Below are 18,141 nucleotides of genomic sequence, written 5' to 3' on the forward strand. Positions count from 1 at the left end.
GGGGAAGCAGCTAGACCACGGGCACCGCTGGCCGGTACCCGTAGAAAAATCGCTGCTTGCTGAGCACGTTGTCAGTGTGCCACCACCGGCGGCGCCAGCGCAAAGATTGTCCGACACCGGCGGTAAGTTGGGTCTGGACATGAGTGTGCACGTGACCGAAATGAGATCCGGCCTGGACGACGCGCCAGAGCGGTTGCTGGACGGCCTGAATCCGCAGCAGCGCCAAGCGGTGCTGCACGAGGGTTCGCCGCTGTTGATCGTGGCGGGCGCCGGCTCCGGGAAGACCGCGGTGCTGACCCGACGCATCGCCTATCTGCTGGCGGCCCGGGACGTCGGGGTCGGGCAGGTGCTGGCCATCACGTTCACCAACAAGGCCGCCGCCGAGATGCGCGAGCGGGTGGTCGGTCTGGTGGGGCCGCGGGCCAGGAACATGTGGATTTCCACCTTCCACTCATCGTGTGTGCGGATCCTGCGCAATCAGGCTTCGCTGCTGCCGGGGCTGAACTCCAACTTCTCGATCTACGACGCCGACGACTCCCGCCGGCTGCTGTTGATGATCGGTAAGGACATGGGTCTGGACACCAAACGGTATTCGCCGCGCCTGCTGTCCAACGGCATCTCCAACCTCAAGAACGAGCTGATCGGTCCCGAGCAGGCCGCGGCCGAGGCGTCGGAAGCCGAGGAGGACCTGGCGCGCATCATCGCCGATGTCTACGCCGAGTACCAGAAGCGGCTGCGCGCGGCGAATGCGCTCGACTTCGACGATTTGATCGGCGAGACCGTCGCCGTGCTGCAGCGTTTCCCGCAGATCGCGCAGTACTACCGGCGCCGTTTCCGGCACATCCTGGTCGACGAGTACCAGGACACCAATCACGCGCAGTACATGTTGGTGCGGGAACTGGTGGGGTACGAGCGGCCTGGGGACTCCGCCGACATGGACACAGTGCCGCCCGGCGAGCTGTGCGTCGTCGGCGATGCCGATCAGTCGATCTACGCCTTCCGCGGGGCGACGATCCGCAACATCGAGGACTTCGAGCGCGACTACCCGAACGCGACGACCATCCTGCTCGAGCAGAACTACCGCTCCACCCAGACGATCCTGAACGCGGCGAACTCCGTCATCGCCCGCAATTCGGGCAGACGCGAGAAGCGGCTGTGGACCGACTCGGGTCAGGGTGAGCTCATCGTCGGCTACGTCGCCGACAACGAGCACGACGAGGCGCGATTCGTCGCACAGGAGATCGACCGGCTGGCCGACGACGGACACAGCTACAACGATTTCGCCGTCTTCTACCGCACCAACAACAGCTCGCGTGCGCTCGAAGAGGTGTTCATTCGCGCGGGCATCCCGTACAAGGTCGTCGGCGGCGTGCGCTTCTACGAGCGCAAGGAGATCCGCGACATCGTCGCCTATCTGCGGGTGCTCGACAATCCTGGCGACTCGGTGAGCATGCGCCGCATCCTCAACACCCCGCGCCGGGGCATCGGTGACCGCGCCGAAGCCTGTGTGGCGGTGTACGCCGAGAACACCGGCGGCAGCTTCGACGACGCCCTGCAGTCCGCGGCCGAGGGCCGGGTCCCGATGCTCAACAGCCGCTCGGAGAAGTGCATCAAGAGCTTCGTCGAGATGCTCGACGACCTGCGCGGCAAACTGGGCGACGAGCTCGGTGAACTGGTCGAGGCAGTGCTCGAACGCACCGGTTACCGGGCCGAACTCGAAGCGTCCAACGATCCGCAGGATCTGGCGCGGCTCGACAACCTCAACGAATTGGTCAGTGTCGCACACGAATTCAGCATCGATCGGGCCAACGCCGCGGCGCTCGCGGAGGAACTCGACGAACCGGTCGACGAGGATGTGCCCGATACCGGCGTGCTTGCGCAGTTCCTCGAGCGGGTGTCGCTGGTGGCCGACGCCGACGACATTCCCGAGCACGGTTCGGGCGTGGTCACGATGATGACGCTGCACACCGCGAAGGGGCTCGAGTTCCCCGTCGTGTTCGTCACCGGTTGGGAGGACGGCATGTTCCCGCACATGCGGGCGCTGGGCGATCCCACCGAGCTGTCCGAGGAACGACGGCTGGCCTACGTCGGCATCACCCGGGCCCGGCAGCGGCTCTATCTCAGCCGGGCGAAGGTCCGTTCGTCGTGGGGGCAGCCCATGCTCAACCCGGAATCGCGCTTCCTGCGCGAGATCCCCCAAGAGCTCATCGACTGGCGGCGTACCGACCCCACACCGTCCTACAGTGCCCCGGTCAGTGGGGCCGGTCGCTTCGGCACCCCGCGCCCGTCACCGGCGCGCTCGAGCGCGGGCAAGCGGCCGCTGATCGTGCTCGAGCCGGGCGACCGCGTGACCCACGACAAGTACGGTCTGGGCCGGGTCGAGGAGGTCTCCGGTGTCGGTGAGTCGGCGATGTCGCTCATCGATTTCGGAAGCGCGGGGCGGGTCAAGCTGATGCACAACCACGCACCCGTACAGAAGCTCTGACGGCGGGACCGGGGGAGCGGTTCAGCCGCGAACCCAGCGGCCGGTGGACGGCAGCGCGGTGACCACGATGGCGGCCACCGGCAGTACCGGGATGGCGTAGACGAGGGCAGGGAACTTCGCCGCCGCGACGAAGAGGCTGGCGAAGATGAGCAGCCCGATGACGCAGCCGACCACGATCAGCAGCCGCCCCATGCGGCGGCGCAGCAGCAGGGCCACCAGGCCACCGATCGTCGCGGCCGCGGAGATGGCGGTGAGGAAGCCGATGGCGACGCAGAACAGCCGATCGGTGCGCCACCAGCCGGTGATCAGATCGGTCGCGATCACCGCCGTCGCCCAGCCCGACAGAATGCTCAGCACCGCGGCGGCAATCGCCGTGCGGGGGTCCAACCCGACGGCAGCGGGCGGGATCTCCAGCGGGCGGGGACGCGGGATGTAGGAGGTCTGGACGCCCGGCGTGGGCGGTGGCGGTTCGATGTAGGTGGTCCGGGGTTCGGCTGAAGCGCCGGTGTCCGGCGCCACCGGTATCGCCCCGGTCGGATGCCGCCGGATGATGCCGGTCTGCGCGTCGCTCGGCAGCGGGGGCGCGGCTACGGGGAAGGCGCCGGTCGGGTGGCGGCGGATGATGCCGGTCTCGGCGTCGTCGTGGCGGTGGGGCGGATCGGCTGGGGCGCCAGTCGGATCGGCAGCGCTCACTCAGCCAACATACGTGCCGGTGGACAGCCCGCGCTTGGCCAGCCAGCCCACCGGGTCAATCCGGTTCGTCCCGTCGAGCAGCACCTCGAAGTGCAGGTGCGGACCGGTCGAGTTGCCGCGGTTGCCCATCGTGGCGATCTGGTCACCGGCCATCACCCGCTCGCCGACGCTGACCAGCCAGGTGTTGATGTGGCCGTAGAGCGTGACAGTGCCGTCGGCGTGCCGCAGTTTGACCCAGGCGCCGTAGCCGGCGGTCGGGCCGACGTCGATCACGACACCGTCGGAGGCGGCCAGGATCGGGGTGCCGATGGGGCCGGCGATGTCGATACCGCCGTGCAGCACGCCCCAGCGGTATCCGAAGCCCGACGTCCACACACCCTTGGTGGGCATGACGAACAAGGGGCGCAGCTGACGCGCCTCGCGCTCGGCGCGCTCCTGGGCGAATGCGGCAGCCTTGGTGACCTCCTCGGCGTGCACCGCGGAGTTGGTGTTCGACGCGACGGTGACGATCTGCATGCCGTCGACGGATCCGGTGATCGACGCACCCTCGACGGTCGTCGAGCCGGCGGCGAGCACCGTCTCGGCCGACGCCGGGGTGGTGTTGTTCACCATCGAGTAGGCGCCCGCGGCGGTGGCGCCGGCAGCCATCGCGGCGATCACCAACCGGCTCTTGATCGGGCCTTCGACATCCTTGCGGTGCAACCCGTGGCGGGCGCCCATGTGGATGACGTCGGTGGGTGCGGAGCCGTCGCTGACATCGGTGTGGCTGTCGCGGTAGGCGTGCGAGCCGCGGGACCGGCGGCCACCGTCGGCCGCGGCGTCGTGCGCGTCGGCCCGGAATTCGGCCGGCACCGCAAGCCGGACGGGGAACAGGTCGTCGGTGTCGTGCAGATCGTCGAGCTCGGGTGCGCAGATCACCTCGGCTTCGCGGTCGAACGCGGAGCTGTCACGAAAATCGAGGTCCGACACCGTTTCTGAGAGGTCGCCGAACTCGTTGAACGGGATGATGTCGGTGACTTCCGCAGCCGTCTCCGCCGGTCTCACGACCGCCTGCCGGTTGCGGGCGTTCGCCGTCGTTCCCACGCGGGACCGGGACGAACGATGCGCTGCCAACTGAGAGGAATCCTTGCGTCGTGACCAGAACGTGACCTGTCGAGACCAGATGGCACGTTAACCAAATCCCAATGTTGCTGGCAACCCGTGCGGGTATTCCGACCGTTTTTGTGAGCTGTATCACGTCGGCGCCCCGGTGAGATCTGCCACAACACAGGTGGGCGGTGCGGGACGCCGCGATCGGTGTGGATATGGTTCCCACGAGCCCCTAGGGCGCAAACGCTCGAGTCATTCGATCGTCACGTCCCACGGGCCCGGAGCCGTGCGACCTGGGAATCAACGACAGAAGACAGTGAGTCAATGGATCTTTTCGAATACCAGGCGAAAGAGCTGTTCGCCAAGCACAACGTCCCGACCACGCCTGGGCGGGTGACCGACACCGCCGAAGACGCCAAGGCGATCGCCGAGGAGATCGGCAAGCCCGTCATGGTCAAGGCGCAGGTCAAAGTCGGTGGCCGCGGCAAGGCCGGGGGCGTGAAGTACGCCGCCACCCCCGACGACGCGTTCACCCACGCGCAGAACATCCTCGGTCTGGACATCAAGGGCCACGTCGTCAAGAAGCTGCTGGTGGCCGAGGCGAGTGACATCGCCGAGGAGTACTACATCTCGTTCCTGCTCGACCGGGCCAACCGCACCTACCTGGCCATGTGCTCGGTCGAGGGCGGCGTGGAGATCGAAGAGGTCGCCGCCACCAAACCCGACCGGCTGGCCCGCATCCCCGTCGATGCCGTCAAGGGTGTCGACGAGGCGTTCGCCCGTGAGATCGCCGAGAAGGGTCACCTGCCGGCAGAGGTGCTCGACGCCGCGGCGGTCACCATCGCCAAGCTGTGGGAGGTCTTCACCGCCGAGGACGCCACGCTGGTCGAGGTCAACCCGCTGGTGCGCACCCCCGACGATCAGATCCTGGCGCTGGACGGCAAGGTCACCCTGGATGCGAACGCGGACTTCCGCCAACCCGGCCACGCCGAGTTCGAGGACAAGGACGCGACCGATCCGCTCGAGCTCAAGGCCAAGGAGAACGACCTCAACTACGTCAAGCTCGACGGTCAGGTCGGCATCATCGGCAATGGCGCGGGTCTGGTCATGTCCACCCTCGACGTGGTCGCCTACGCCGGGGAGAAGCACGGCGGCGTGAAGCCGGCGAACTTCCTCGACATCGGCGGCGGCGCGTCGGCCGAGGTGATGGCCAATGGACTGGATGTGATTCTGGGCGACGATCAGGTCAAGAGCGTGTTCGTCAACGTGTTCGGCGGGATCACCGCCTGTGACGCGGTGGCCAACGGCATCGTCAAGGCGCTGGAGATCCTCGGCGACGAAGCCAACAAGCCGCTCGTCGTGCGCCTCGACGGCAACCGCGTCGAGGAGGGCCGCAAGATTCTCGCCGACGCCAACCACCCGCTGGTGGTGCTGGCCCAGACCATGGACGAAGGCGCCGACAAGGCCGCCGAGTTGGCTGCGAAGTAAGGGACGCCAAAAATGTCGATCTTCCTGAACAAGGACAGCAAGGTCATCGTCCAGGGCATCACCGGCGGCGAGGGCACCAAGCACACCGCGCTGATGCTCAAGGCCGGCACCCAGATCGTCGGCGGTGTGAACGCGCGCAAGGCCGGCACGACCGTCAAGCACGAAGACAAGGACGGCAAGGAGATCGAGCTGCCCGTCTTCGGTTCGGTCGCCGAGGCGATGAAGGAGACCGGCGCGGACGTGTCGATCGCCTTCGTGCCGCCGGCCTTCTCCAAGGACGCGATCATCGAGGCCATCGACGCCGAGATCCCGCTGCTGGTCGTCATCACCGAGGGCATCCCGGTGCAGGACAGCGCCTATGCGTGGGCCTACAACCTTTCCAAGAGTGGCAACAAGGTCCCGAAGACCCGCATCATCGGGCCCAACTGCCCCGGCATCATCACCCCCGGCGAATCGCTGGTCGGCATCACGCCGAACAACATCACCGGCAAGGGCCCGATCGGTCTGGTGTCGAAGTCCGGCACGCTGACCTACCAGATGATGTACGAGCTGCGCGATCTCGGCTTCTCCACGGCCATCGGTATCGGCGGCGACCCGGTCATCGGCACCACCCACATCGACGCCATCGAGGCCTTCGAGAAGGATCCCGAGACCAAGATCATCGTGATGATCGGCGAGATCGGCGGCGACGCCGAGGAGCGGGCCGCCGACTACATCAAGGCCAACGTCAGCAAGCCGGTCGTCGGTTATGTCGCCGGCTTCACCGCTCCCGAGGGCAAGACCATGGGCCATGCCGGAGCCATCGTGTCCGGTTCGTCGGGCACGGCGGCGGCGAAGAAGGAGGCTCTCGAGGCGGCGGGCGTGAAGGTCGGCAAGACGCCGTCCGAGACCGCCACGCTGGCCCGGGAGCTGCTGGAAGGCAAGTAGGCCCGAAACGCTCGGAGGTCCCCCGCACGCCCGGCGTGCGGGGGACTTCGCGTCTGGTCCCCCGGGTGGGCGATTGGAACGCGTTCTAGTTTTCGGTTAGCGTGTCGAAGTAACACGTGTCAGGGAGGTCAGGCATGACGGCATCACGGTCCTCGCGCGAGCGCTCGTCCGTCGACCCACGGACCCCGGTCGTCGTCGGTGTCGGGCAGTTCACCGAACGCATCGACGACGCGGACTATCGCGGCATGTCGGCGGTCGAACTGGCCACCGAGGCGGCCAGGGCCGCGCTGGCCGACACCGGGGCCGACGTCGACACGATCGCCCAAGCCGTGCACACCGTCGTCGGGCTTCGGCAGTTCGAGATCTCCGGTCCGATGCCGGCCACCCTCGGCAAGTCCAACAACTATCCACGCTCGGTGATGAAACGCCTGGGCGCCGACCCGATCCGCGTCATCCTCGAACCCGTCGGCGGCCAGGGTTCGCAGAAGGTGGTCACCGAGTTCGCCGGGGAGATCGCCGCCGGCCGCATCGAGGTGGCGATGGTGATGGGCTCCGAACCCGGCTCCACCGCACGGTATTTCGCCGACCGTGACGACAAGCCGGACTTCACCGAGCACATCGAGGGCCAGCTCGAGGACCGCGGTCACGGCATCTACAGCTACATCGACGAGTACACCGTCAAACACGGGCTGACCGGGGCGCCCGTGCAGTACGCGCTGCTGGACAACGCGCGCCGGGCGAGACTGGGGCTGGGCGTGGCCGAATACCGCAGATCCATGGCGGAACTGTTCGCGCCGATGTCCAAAGTCGCTGCGAAGAACCCGTTCTCGTCGTCTCCGGTGGAGCGGTCGGTGGCCGAGATCGAGACCGTCACCGCCGAGAACCGGATGATCTGCGATCCCTATCCGCGGTTGCTGGTCGCCCGTGACACGGTGAACCAGGGTGCGGCCGTCATCCTGATGTCCGTGGCCGCCGCCCGCAGACTCGGTGTGCCCGAGGAGAAGTGGGTCTATCTGCACGGTCACGCCGATCTGGTCGAGCAGGCGCTGCTCGACCGACCCGACCTCGGCGCGAGCCCGGCGTCGGTGCAGGCGGTGCACGAGGGTCTGCGGATGGCCGGCGTCGACGCCGGTGAGATCGCGACCTTCGACCTGTACAGCTGCTTCCCGTTCCCGGTGTACGTCGCCGCCGAGGCGCTGGGCATCGACGGCGACGATCCGCGCGGGCTGACGCTGACCGGTGGGCTGCCGTACTTCGGCGGTCCGGGCAACAGCTACTCGCTGCACGGAATCGCCGAGACGGTGGCCGAAATGCGTTCCACACCGGGAAGATTCGGCTTCGTCGGAGCCAACGGCGGCATCATGAGCAAGTACTCGGTCGGCATCTATTCGACCGAACCCACCGAATGGAAGCCGTCGACCAGTGTGCCGCTGCGCAAGGCGGTCGAAACCTGGCCGCGGGTTCCGGTGACCAAGGCGCCGGACGGCACCGGCACCGTCGAAACCTATTCGGTGCGCTACGACTGGCCGGTGCGCACCGGAATCATCGTGGGACGCTTGGAATCCGACGATTCACGATTCATGGCCACCACCGAGGACGAGGAGCTCGTGGCGCTGCTCAGCGACGGTGACCCGCTCGGGGTGCGAATCGCGGTGAAGTCCACCGACGACGGCAACCGCGCCACGCTGGCCTGACGCGGCGGCGTGCCCCCTAGACCAGCGCGGCGAGCTTTCCGGCCAGCCGCTCGACATAGGCGGCGACATCGGCCTCCGACTTGTCGGGCAGCCCGAAGAGCACCTCGGTCACCCCGAGTTCGGCCCAGCGCGCGAGCTTTTCGGCGTCCGGCTTGAAGTCCAGCGCGACGATCTGCGGTGCGCCGTCACGACCGGCCGCAGCCCAGGTGTCCTGCAGCAGTTTCACCGGCTCGTCGATGTCGAAGTCACGCGGCGTGGTGATCCACCCGTCGGCGGAACGGGCGATCCACTTGAAGTTCTTCTCGGTGCCCGCGGCGCCCACGAGAACCGGGATGTGGGCCTGTACCGGCTTGGGCCACGCCCAGCTCGGCCCGAAGTTGACGAACTCACCCTCGTAGGACGCCTCCTCCTGGGTCCACAGGGCGCGCATCGCTTCCAGGTACTCGCGCAGCATGGTGCGGCGCCGCCCCGGCGGCACATTGTGGTCGGCGAGTTCGTCGGTGTTCCAGCCGAACCCGACTCCGAGGCTGACCCGGCCGCCGGACAGGTGGTCGAGCGTGGCGATCGACTTGGCCAGCGTGATCGGGTCATGTTCGACCGGCAGCGCCACCGCGGTCGAGAGCCGCACCCGCGAGGTCACCGCGGCCGCGGTGCCCAGCGATACCCACGGATCGAGGGTGCGCATGTAGCGGTCGTCGGGCAGCGTCTCGTCCCCGGTGGTGGGATGCGCCGCCTCCCGCTTGATCGGGATATGGGTGTGCTCCGGGACGTAGAAGGTGCGGAAGCCGTGGTCGTCGGCCAACTTGGCGGCGGTGGCGGGCGCGATGCCGCGGTCGCTGGTGAAGAGAACAAGCCCGTAATCCATGACCAGAATTAGAACGTGTTTCAGTCGGCTCGCGCAAGCGGTCGCGCAGGTGAGCCGGGGGAGCGGGGCGCGGATCTGGACGCGAGCGGCCCCGGCTGGGTGCCCACCCCCGCCTGACCTCGCCTCAGATTCATCCTGGTGACCGCCCGGTGCCCGGTTGCTGTGCCGCGACGGCTCGGGTGCCAGCGGATCGGCACACCCGAGTGGGCGGGCGGATCCGTGCCGCCTCGCCCTTGTGGGAGTGCGTCGAGTTTGCCGCCCGGGCCCGGCCGGGTACGGATGGCGGTGCGATAGCGTGGGTGGTCGCCTCGCTCAGGCGGTCCGCGCATACGTCACGTGTGCCCACGTCCGACGCCCGAAACAGCACAGGAGAGGTTCATGACCTACTCACCCGGCAATCCCGGCTATCCGCCGCCCAATCAGCCGACCACCAATTTCTCCGCCCCGACCCAGCATTTCGGAAAGCCCGATCTCGGCCAGGGCGCCGACGGCCCGAGTAAGTTGCCCGGCTACCTCCTGATCGCCTCGGCCGTGCTCGGCCTGCTGATCTATCTGGTGAACTTCGGTCCGATCTTCCAGGTCACCACCCCCAACATCCTCGGCCAGGGCGGCACCACCAGCGGTTCCACCCTGGGCATCGGCATCGCCGTGGTCGCCGGGCTGCTCGCCGGGTTGCTGGCGGCGGTCAGCCTGCTGCCCCGGCAGCGCAACCAGGTGGCCGTCGTGGCGGCCATCTCGGTGCTGGCGTTCCTGCTGGTGATCGCCGAACTGGTGCAGAAGCCGTCCGAGGCGTCGATCGGCTGGGCCCTCTACGCGCTGATCGCGCTGACCCTGCTGCAGGCCGGGTCGTCGGTGGCGTCGCTGCTCTACGACGCCGGCATCCTGACCCCACCCGCGCCGCGCCCCAAGTACGACCAGCACCAGCAGCAGTACGGCCAGTACGGCGGTCCGTCGACCTACTACGGCCAGCCGCCCAGCCAATCCCACCAGCCGCAGCACCACGTCGGTCAGCAGGGCGGCCAGTCCCACCAGCAGGGCCCGCAGCAGCAGCGGCCGGGTTACCCGTCACAGTTCGGCGGCTACTCCGGCGGACCGAACACCGGCGGCTTCCCGGCCGCCGGTCAGCAGGGCGGCCCGCCCACCCCGCCCACCGGATTCCCGACGTACGGCCAACCCCAGCAGCAGCCCGGCTCCGGGCAGGGCGGCCAGGGGCAGAGCAGCCAGGGGCAGCAGCCCCAGTCGTCATCGCAGCAGACCCCGCCGACGTCGTCGTAAGCTGACGCGCGCGTGCGTGACCAACGCGTGCGCCAGCCTGCGCGGGGGGTCCAGCTAGTGGAACGACCAGCCGGCACGCGTCAAGCGCGTGACCTGCTCCGGGTCGCCTTCGGGCCGTCGGTGGTGGCGCTGGTCGTCATCGCCGCGGTGACACTGCTGCAGCTGCTCATCGCCAACAGCGACATGACGGGCGCCTTCGGCGCCATCGCCAGTATGTGGCTGGGCGTCCACCAGGTCCCCATCTCGATCGGGGGCCGGGAACTGGGCGTCATGCCGCTGTTGCCGGTGCTGCTGATGGTGTACGGCACCGCGCGGACGACCGCGGCGGCCACCTCACCGCGCGGCTCGTGGTTCGTCACCCGCTGGGTGGTGGCCTCGGCGGTCGGTGGTCCGCTGCTGATCGCCGCCATTGCGTTGGCCGTCATTCACGACGCCGCGTCGGTCATCACCGAGCTGCAGACCCCCTCGGCGCTCCGCGCGTTCGGCGGGGTGCTGGGTGTGCACGTCGCCGGCGCCGCGCTCGGGGTGGGTTCGCGGATCGGCCGCCGTCTCGTCGGTACCGCCATCGTGCCGAACTGGCTGCCCGACGCGATCCGCGCGGGCGCGGCCGGGGTGCTCGCCCTGACCGGCCTGTCCGGTCTGGTCACCGCCGGATCGCTGGTGGTGCACTGGTCGACGATGCACGAGCTGTTCGGCATCACCGAGTCGGCGTTCGGGCAGTTCAGCCTCACCGTGCTGTCGTTGCTGTACCTGCCGAACGTCATCGTCGGTACCGCCGCGGTGGCTGTCGGTTCCAGCGCGCACATCGGGCTGGCGACGTTCAGCTCGTTCACCGTCCTCGGCGGTGACGTTCCCGCGGTGCCGATCCTCGCGGCCATGCCGACGCCGCCCCTGGGGCCGGTGTGGGTGGCGCTGCTCATCGTCGCGGCGGCGTCCGCGGTCGCAGTGGGTCAGCAGGTGTCGCGGCGGCGCGCGCCGCTGACCGTGGCCGCACTCAAACTCGTCGTCGCCTCGGCGCTGGCGGCCCTGACGATGGCACTGCTGGGTGAGATCGGTGGCGGGCGCCTCGGCAACTTCGGCTCGGTCGGGGTGGACCAGACCACGCTCGGGCCGGCGGTGTTCCTGTGGTTCATGGTCATCGGCGGGATCACCGTCGGGATGGCGGGCGGGATAGCCCGCCGGCCCCGGCCCGTGCGTGCCGCCGCCGAACCCGAGGTCGAGGCGGATCCGGATGCCGCGGTCGACGACGATTCCGAACCCGCGACCGCGCCTATTCTCGACGCGGACACCGGGCCGATCATCGATCCGGACCACCAGCCACCACCGGAGCTTCCCGAAAAGTCGGCGGCACCCGCGCCGTCCGCCGGTGCCGTCGAGCCGGATCTCACGCACGACCCCGAGGAACACTTCATCACCGACGGCGACCTCGGAGGCGGAAGCACCGCCGACGACTCCCGCCGCCCGGCCGACTAGGCTTCTGCCGTGCAGCAACCGCTACATGTGCCCCCGAGCGCGCCTGCGCGGCTGGTGGTTCTGGCGTCGGGAACCGGATCGCTGCTCGCATCGCTGTTGGAGGCGGCGGTCGGCGACTATCCCGCACGTGTCGTGGCGGTCGGCACCGACCGGCCGTGTGCCGCGCTGGACATCGCCGCAGCGGCCGCGGTGCCCTCCTACACGGTGCGGCTGGGCGAGCATCCCGACCGTGCGGCATGGGATGCCGCGATCACCGCCGCCACCGAGGCGCACCGACCGGATCTGGTGGTATCCGCCGGATTCATGAAAATCCTCGGCGCACAATTCCTCTCGCGTTTCCTCGGCCGCGTGGTCAACACCCATCCGGCGCTGCTGCCGGCCTTCCCGGGCGCGCACGCCGTGCCCGACTCGCTGGCCTACGGGGTGCGCGTGACCGGCTGCACGGTGCACCTCGTCGACGCGGGTATGGACACCGGGCCGATCCTGGCCCAGGAGGCCGTCACCGTGGGTGACGATGACGACGAGGCGACCCTGCACGAGCGGATCAAGGTCGTCGAACGGCGACTGCTGGTGGATGTCCTGGCCGCGGTGGCGACCCGCGGGGTGACCTGGACCGGACGAAAGGCGACCATAGGATGACCAGGACCGAAGGGCCCGCTGGGACGAGAAAGCCGATCCGGCGTGCGCTGATCAGCGTGTACGACAAGACCGGGCTGGCCGATCTGGCCCGCGGTCTGCACGAGGCCGGCGTCGCCATCGTCTCGACCGGATCGACCGCGAGAACGATTGCCGGCGCGGGTGTTCCGGTGACACCCGTCGAGGACGTGACGGGTTTCCCCGAGGTACTCGACGGCCGGGTCAAGACGCTGCATCCGCGTGTGCACGCCGGACTGCTGGCGGATCTGCGCAAACCCGAACATGTCTCGGCGCTCGAGGAGCTCGGGGTCGCGCCGTTCGACCTGGTGGTGGCGAACCTCTACCCGTTCAGTGAGACGGTGGATTCCGGTGCCTCGATCGACGAATGCGTCGAGCAGATCGACATCGGCGGGCCGTCGATGGTGCGCGCGGCGGCCAAGAACCATCCCAGCGTCGCCGTCGTGGTCGATCCGCTCGGCTACGACGGGGTCCTGGCATCGGTGCGTGCCGGCGGCTTCACGCTCGCCGAGCGAAAGATCCTTGCCTCCTTGGCTTTCCGGCACACCGCGGAATACGACGTGGCAGTGGCCACCTGGATGGGTTCCACGCTGGCACCCGAGGAACCGGCGCAGCAGCTGCCGGCCTGGGTGGGCGGGACCTGGCGCCGCGCCGCGGTGCTGCGCTACGGCGAGAATCCCCACCAGCAGGCCGCGCTCTACCGTGACGACACCGCATGGCCGGGCCTGGCCCAGGCCGAGCAGCTGCACGGTAAGGAGATGTCCTACAACAACTTCACCGACGCCGACGCCGCGTGGCGGGCGGCGTTCGACCACGAGGACATCTGCGTCGCGATCATCAAACACGCGAATCCGTGCGGTATCGCGGTGTCCTCGGTGTCGGTGGCCGACGCCCACCGCAAAGCCCACGAATGCGATCCGCTGTCGGCGTTCGGCGGGGTGATCGCGGCGAACACCGCGGTCAGTGTCGAGATGGCCGAGACCGTCGCCGACATCTTCACCGAGGTGATCATCGCGCCGGCCTACGAGCGCGGTGCGGTCGAGGTGCTGTCGCGCAAGAAGAACATCCGCATCCTGGTCGCCTCGGAACCCCCCACGACCGGGGTCGAGCTGCGTCAGATCAGCGGCGGCCTGTTGGCCCAGCAGCGCGACGCGCTCGATGCCACCGGTGACGATCCGCTGAACTGGACGCTGGCCACCGGTGAGCCGGCCGATCCGGCGACACTGGCCGATCTGGTGTTCGCCTGGCGGTCCTGCCGGGCGGTCAAGTCCAACGCGATCGTCGTGGTCGCCGACGGCGCGACCGTGGGCGTGGGCATGGGTCAGGTCAACCGTGTCGACGCCGCACGGCTGGCCGTCGCCCGCGCCGGTGAGCGCGTCCGCGGCGCCGTCGCGGCCTCCGACGCGTTCTTCCCCTTCCCCGACGGTCTGGAGACCCTCACCGACGCCGGGGTGACGGCGGTGGTGCATCCGGGTGGATCGATGCGCGACGACGCGGTGACCGAGGCCGCGGCCCGGGCCGGCATCATGCTCTATCTGACCGGCGCCCGGCACTTCGCGCACTGAGGCGCCCGCTACAGCAGCGGTTCGTCGTCCTCGAGGGTGGTCAGCGGGGGGCACTCGACATGATGGGCGCGGTTGCCGCCTTGGCTGCGGGCGATGATGGCCGCGTTGCGGGCGATGTTGAGCAGTTCGTCGAGCACCTCATAGGGCGGTCGCTGTGCCAGTCCGCGCATCGGCGTGCTCACCACCCCGATGCTCGCCGACGTCCGCGGCGGCGTCGTCCTGATCGCGCTGCGGACCCGTTCGATCAGTGGTGAGCTGTCCGTCGTCGGGAAGCTGTCGGCGATCATGAACTCCGCGCCGGGAATGTGGGCGACGACCGCGCTCTGGCGCGTCGTCTCGCGCAGCGTCTGGGCCGTCGCCACCCGCGCCCGGTCCCCGGCCAGGCGGCCCTCGCTCTGCAGCAGCAGCGCGAAGTTGTCGAGTTCGATCACCACGATGACCAGGAAGCGGTCGTCGTCGCGGTTACGCGCGGCGATGAACGCGGCCACCGCCCGCTGGAACGCCTCCCGGTTGTACAGCCCGGTGAGGGGGTCGATATCGCTGTTGAGCACGTCGATGCCCAGCACGTGCACCAGCGTCTGACAGGTGAACGGGGTGGCGATGTTGACCACGATCAAGAACAGCAGCGTGGAGATGGCCAGCGGCACGTCACCGGCCGTCATCAGCCGGATCGCGACCACGACGGCGGTCGCGGAGGCCAGCACGAAGTTGGCCGCCAGCAGCCGCGGCGTATGGAAGAACGCGATGTAGCCGGCCAGGATCGCGAATGTGGTGCCGCTGAACATTCCGTACACCGGGTTGCTCTGCATGAGGCAGGACCCACTGATGGACACCGCGGTCACCAGGACGAAGTAGGTGGACTGCCGCTGCGTGGGCCAGCTGTCGCGCAGCCAGAGCAGCGCCGAGACGAGACTGACCGCGGCGATGACCAGCACGACGGTGGTCTGACTGCCTTCGGGTGGCCCCGACGGGCTGCCCAGCGAGAGCAGCAGCACCGCGGCGAAACCCGCCATGGAGACCGCGACGAGCCGACACGTGGCGCGCTGGGCGCCTCGTGCAGCCAAGAAAGCGGTCAGCCAGTAGTAGTGATCGGGCTGACGCCACCACTCCCGCACCGCGCTCGGCATGATGGCCCCCAGACGTCGCCAACCTTGCGAGGCACGCTAGCAAAACGGAATCGGCGTCGCGCTGTCACGGTCGCACCATTCGCCCGCCGTCGATCTCGCTCCCGTCGGCCTCACCCGCGGGCGGGTCGACATCGTCGGGCCGGGACGAGGAGACCATGGCCGAGGAGGCCCACGAGGGTGCGCGTGCACCCGTCGGGGTACTGCGTGATGCGGCGATCGCGATGACCGCACCGGCGACCAGCACGATCACCACGACGACGATCGCCGCGATGAGCGCACCGCGACGGCGCTCGCCGCGGTGCGGCAGGGCCGGGCGGAACGGGCCCGCCGGAGGTGGCTGGCCGGCGGGACTCCACGGCGAGAACAGCACCGGCGGGCCCTGGCCGGGCGGCGGGGACTGTCCGCCCGCGGCGATCGGGGGGCCGGGATAGGAGACGCCGGGCGGGGCCGACGGCGGCGGCGGTGCGGCGGCCGGCGGAGCCGAGACGGCATGGCTGAGCGCCACCGCGAATTCGTGACAGGTCGGGTAGCGGGCCGCCGGGTCCTTGGCCAGCGCACGCGCCATGGCGGCGTCGAAGGCGCGCAGTTCGGGTCTGGTGTCGCCCAGTCGCGGGGCGGGGGTGTTGAGGTGGTGGCTGATGATGACCGCCGGATTGCTGTGCGGGAACGGCGGCGCGCCGGTGAAGAGCCGGTAGGCCGTCGCGGCCAGCGAATACTGGTCGGCCCGGCCGTCGATCGGGTGGCCCATCAGCTGCTCGGGGGCGCTGTAACTCATCGAACCGACCGCGATGTTCGACGAGGTCAGGCCGGTGTTGTCGTCGGCGTGGCGGGCGATGCCGAAGTCCGCCAACAGGATGCGTCGGCGGCCGCGGTCCGGCCCGGTGATGAGGATGTTGGCCGGTTTGACGTCGCGGTGCAGCAGGTGACGCTGATGGGCGTAGTCGAGCGCATCCGCCACCGCCATCACGATCTCCAGCACCTCGGCCGGCGGCATGCCGGACGGGTAGCGCTGGGCCAGCAGCCGGGCCGCGTCGTGCCCGTCGACGAAGTCCATCGAGATCCACAGCCGGCCGTCGTATTCGCCACGGTCGTGGACGCCGACGATGTGGGGGTGCCACAGACCGGCGGCATGGTCAGCCTCCCGGGTGAACCGCTGCCGGTACTCCTCGTCGGCGCTGACCGATGCGGGCAGCACCTTCAGCGCGTCCTGGCGGGGCAGCCTCGGATGCTGGGCCAGATAGACCTCACCCATCCCGCCCGTGCCCACCAGCCGCACGATGGTGTAGCCCGCGAAGACCTCACCGGGTTCGAACGGCATTGCCGCAGACTACCGGCCGTCATTGTTCGCTCACGGGGGAAGCAGTGCCGTATCCACACCGCAGTCGTAGCGTGGAGTGGTGACTCAACCCCATGACCTGCCCCGGACCGTCGGTGAGCTGCGCGCCTCCGGCCACCGTGAACGCGGCGTCAAGCAGGAGATCCGGGAGAACCTGCTGGCCGCGCTGTCCGAAGGGCGGGACGTCTGGCCCGGCATCCTCGGGTTCGAGGACACCGTCATCCCCCAGCTCGAACGCGCGTTGATCGCCGGTCACGACGTCGTGCTGCTCGGCGAGCGCGGTCAGGGCAAGACGCGTCTGCTGCGCGCGTTGAGCGGGCTGCTCGACGAATGGACGCCGGTGATCGCCGGATCCGAGCTCAACGAGCATCCGTTCACGCCCATCACCCCCGAGTCGATCCGCCGAGCCGCCGATTCGGGGGACGACCTGCCGGTGGCGTGGCGGCACCGCAGTGAGCGCTACACCGAAAAGCTCGCCACACCGGACACCAGCGTCGCCGACCTGGTCGGCGACATCGACCCGATCAAGGTGGCCGAGGGCCGCAGTCTCGGCGACCCGGAGACCATCGCCTACGGGCTCATCCCGCGGGCGCACCGCGGCATCGTCGCGGTCAACGAGCTGCCCGATCTGGCCGAACGCATCCAGGTGTCGATGCTCAACGTCATGGAGGAACGCGACATCCAGGTGCGTGGCTACACGCTGCGTCTGCCGCTCGACCTCATCGTGGTGGCGAGTGCGAACCCGGAGGACTACACCAACCGCGGCCGGATCATCACCCCGCTCAAGGACCGGTTCGGCGCCGAGATCCGCACCCACTACCCGCTCGCCCTGTCCGCCGAGGTCGGCGTGATCTCGCAGGAGGCCCAGCTGGCGGCGGCTGTCCCCGAGTATCTGCTGCAGGTGCTCGCCCGGTTCGCGCGTGCGTTGCGGGAGTCCAGTTCGATCGACCAGCGCTCCGGGGTGTCGGCCCGCTTCGCGATCGCCGCCGCGGAGACGGTGGCGGCGTCGGCGCGGCACCGCTCGGCCATCCTCGGTGAACAGGATCCGGTGGCGCGGGTGTGCGATCTGGCGACCGTGGTCGACGTGCTGCGCGGCAAGCTGGAGTTCGAATCCGGGGAAGAGGGGCGGGAGCAGGCGGTGCTGGAGCACCTGTTGCGCCGGGCCACCGCCGACACCGCGCAGCGGCTGTTGGGCGGCCTCGACGTCGGCCCGCTGGTCGCGGCGGTCGAGGAGGGTTCGCCGGTGACGACGGGGGAGCGGGTGTCGGCCAAGGACGTGCTGGCCGCGCTGCCCGATCTGCCGGTGATCGAGGAGATCGCCACGCGGCTCGGCGCGCAGTCCGACGGGGAACGCGCCGCGGCGGTGGAGTTGGCGCTCGAGGCGCTGTATCTGGCCAAGCGGATCGACAAGGTGTCCGGAGAGGGCGAGACCGTCTATGGCTAGCCCCACGACGATCAAGCGGCGCGGGA

At 69.1% G+C, this 18,141-nt stretch carries 13 protein-coding genes and 1 pseudogene; 9 read left to right on the forward strand and 5 right to left on the reverse strand.

Going from position 1 to position 18,141, the window contains the following annotated elements; all coding sequences use genetic code 11:
* The first annotated feature begins 139 nt into the window (after positions 1-139).
* Positions 140-2,485: a DNA helicase PcrA gene (pcrA, locus tag ACN27E_RS22995; protein ID WP_422744999.1), complete on the forward strand. Its 2,346-nt coding sequence runs from the start codon at positions 140-142 to the stop codon at positions 2,483-2,485.
* A 21-nt stretch (positions 2,486-2,506) separates the two neighbouring features.
* Here pcrA and ACN27E_RS23000 read toward each other — a convergent pair whose 3' ends face one another.
* Together ACN27E_RS23000 and ACN27E_RS23005 are read right to left on the reverse strand one after the other, a co-directional pair.
* Positions 2,507-3,178, reverse strand: coding sequence for a hypothetical protein (locus ACN27E_RS23000; RefSeq protein WP_422745001.1), 672 nt, complete (start codon positions 3,176-3,178; stop codon positions 2,507-2,509).
* A complete protein-coding gene (locus tag ACN27E_RS23005; RefSeq protein ID WP_422745002.1) occupies positions 3,179-4,291 on the reverse strand; it encodes a M23 family metallopeptidase in 1,113 nt (370 codons plus the stop codon).
* 300 nt (positions 4,292-4,591) lie between these two features.
* On the opposite strand from ACN27E_RS23005, the gene sucC reads away from it, so the two are divergent.
* From sucC to ACN27E_RS23020, 3 genes are all read left to right on the forward strand, one after another.
* The gene (sucC, locus tag ACN27E_RS23010; RefSeq protein ID WP_422745004.1) at positions 4,592-5,755 is read left to right on the forward strand and encodes an ADP-forming succinate--CoA ligase subunit beta; all 1,164 of its coding nucleotides are present in this window, start codon (positions 4,592-4,594) and stop codon (positions 5,753-5,755) included.
* 12 nt (positions 5,756-5,767) lie between these two features.
* On the forward strand, positions 5,768-6,682 hold the full coding sequence (sucD, locus tag ACN27E_RS23015; protein ID WP_422745006.1) for a succinate--CoA ligase subunit alpha: 915 nt from the start codon (positions 5,768-5,770) through the stop codon (positions 6,680-6,682).
* Between the two features lie 134 nt (positions 6,683-6,816).
* Entirely contained in the window at positions 6,817-8,376 is a 1,560-nt protein-coding gene (locus ACN27E_RS23020; RefSeq protein WP_422745007.1) for an acetyl-CoA acetyltransferase, read from the forward strand.
* A gap of 16 nt (positions 8,377-8,392) precedes the next feature.
* On the opposite strand, the gene ACN27E_RS23025 is transcribed toward ACN27E_RS23020, so the two are convergent.
* Positions 8,393-9,241, reverse strand: coding sequence for an LLM class F420-dependent oxidoreductase (locus ACN27E_RS23025; protein WP_422745008.1), 849 nt, complete (start codon positions 9,239-9,241; stop codon positions 8,393-8,395).
* Positions 9,242-9,619: 378 nt separating this feature from the next.
* On the opposite strand from ACN27E_RS23025, the gene ACN27E_RS23030 reads away from it, so the two are divergent.
* The 4 genes from ACN27E_RS23030 to purH are packed head-to-tail and all read left to right on the forward strand — an operon-like array spanning position 9,620 to position 14,208.
* A complete protein-coding gene (locus ACN27E_RS23030) occupies positions 9,620-10,516 on the forward strand; it encodes a DUF5336 domain-containing protein (RefSeq protein ID WP_422745010.1) in 897 nt (298 codons plus the stop codon).
* A gap of 57 nt (positions 10,517-10,573) precedes the next feature.
* On the forward strand, positions 10,574-11,989 hold the full coding sequence (locus ACN27E_RS23035; protein ID WP_422745011.1) for a DUF6350 family protein: 1,416 nt from the start codon (positions 10,574-10,576) through the stop codon (positions 11,987-11,989).
* A gap of 9 nt (positions 11,990-11,998) precedes the next feature.
* Positions 11,999-12,628, forward strand: coding sequence for a phosphoribosylglycinamide formyltransferase (gene purN / locus ACN27E_RS23040; protein WP_422745013.1), 630 nt, complete (start codon positions 11,999-12,001; stop codon positions 12,626-12,628).
* Positions 12,625-14,208: a bifunctional phosphoribosylaminoimidazolecarboxamide formyltransferase/IMP cyclohydrolase gene (purH, locus tag ACN27E_RS23045; RefSeq protein WP_422745014.1), complete on the forward strand. Its 1,584-nt coding sequence runs from the start codon at positions 12,625-12,627 to the stop codon at positions 14,206-14,208. The genes purN and purH overlap by 4 nt, the downstream gene beginning before the upstream one ends.
* An 8-nt stretch (positions 14,209-14,216) precedes the next feature.
* Here purH and ACN27E_RS23050 read toward each other — a convergent pair whose 3' ends face one another.
* Together ACN27E_RS23050 and ACN27E_RS23055 are read right to left on the reverse strand one after the other, a co-directional pair.
* Entirely contained in the window at positions 14,217-15,335 is a 1,119-nt protein-coding gene (locus ACN27E_RS23050) for a GGDEF domain-containing protein (RefSeq protein WP_422745015.1), read from the reverse strand.
* Positions 15,336-15,441: 106 nt separating this feature from the next.
* Positions 15,442-16,653 (reverse strand): annotated as a pseudogene (locus ACN27E_RS23055) (serine/threonine-protein kinase); the annotation flags it as partial.
* A gap of 79 nt (positions 16,654-16,732) precedes the next feature.
* Here ACN27E_RS23055 and ACN27E_RS23060 point away from each other — a divergent pair.
* Positions 16,733-18,115, forward strand: a complete 1,383-nt coding sequence (locus ACN27E_RS23060) for a sigma 54-interacting transcriptional regulator (RefSeq protein WP_422745016.1) — start codon at positions 16,733-16,735, stop codon at positions 18,113-18,115.
* The last annotated feature ends 26 nt before the right edge of the window (positions 18,116-18,141 follow it).

Source organism: Mycobacterium sp. WMMD1722 (genome assembly GCF_049315205.1).
In the GTDB taxonomy this organism is placed as follows: domain Bacteria; phylum Actinomycetota; class Actinomycetes; order Mycobacteriales; family Mycobacteriaceae; genus Mycobacterium.